This is a genomic window from Vibrio sp. Vb0304 (assembly GCF_033338995.1).
GTDB lineage: Bacteria > Pseudomonadota > Gammaproteobacteria > Enterobacterales > Vibrionaceae > Vibrio > Vibrio alginolyticus.
The window spans coordinates 1-831 of the sequence record NZ_JAWOTT010000279.1 but is presented as its reverse complement, the minus strand read 5'-3'; the positions used below and the strand labels follow the sequence as shown (position 1 = coordinate 831).

Genomic DNA, 831 nt, shown 5'->3' with positions numbered 1-831 from the left:
CAGTGCGACAATAACTTTTTGGTCGATCATTTCATCTCCTAATTATTTTTGGTTCTTTTACTTGTTAGACATAAGGTTAAAAAAATGCAGCGGACAGAAACTCTGCCAGCTGCATTAAAACTATTCACCATCCAATCCGCGGATTGGCTTGATCGTCCCCCACCCTTTACAGGAAGGGCAATGCCAATAAAGGGAATGAGTAGAGACGCCACACTTCCTGCATCGGTAGTGCGGTTTTACTTTTAATTGTTCTCCAACCATCGCTTGTAATGTAGATAAACTGTCTTTTGCGCGACCGTCTTCAGCCTCTGCAATGTGGTAGTCAATCAGGCGATAAAAGCCCTTCATGGTTGGATTTTTCAGTAGCTGTTTCGTCAGCAATTCTTGGGCAGCGCCGACGCTTTCATGGTGAGCGACTAACTGAGCCAGCATCAACTCCGCTGACACCCCTGCCTTTTTATCAATACAGGCGCGTAAAAACTCGACCAGTTCATCTTCTTGCCCGAGATGGTGATAGCACTCAGCAATTGTCGGCAAAACATCGCTCACAAAGTCTTTGTCTTGCTCCAATACACCCGTTAGATACTTAATGGTTTGTTTGTAGTCTTCTGACTCCAAGTAAATCCGGCCGAGCGAAATACTTGCTCGAACACATTTTGGATCTTCGGAAAGTGCTTTTTTGAAATGCTGGATAGCTTTATTCGTATTGCCATCAGCTTGGTCTAGCATGGCAATTTCACACCAAAAATGCGCAATATTTGTACGCATACGACTACGCTGATTACCCATTTTAGCTAGCTGATTGGCGTAATGAATCGCTTTTTCCCATTC

At 44.0% G+C, this 831-nt stretch carries 1 protein-coding gene; it reads right to left on the bottom strand.

The features are described from left to right. Window positions 1–120 precede the first annotated feature (120 nt). A partial coding sequence (locus R7P35_RS25635) for a tetratricopeptide repeat protein (protein ID WP_318093240.1) occupies window positions 121–831 on the bottom strand: 711 nt, incomplete at its 5' end.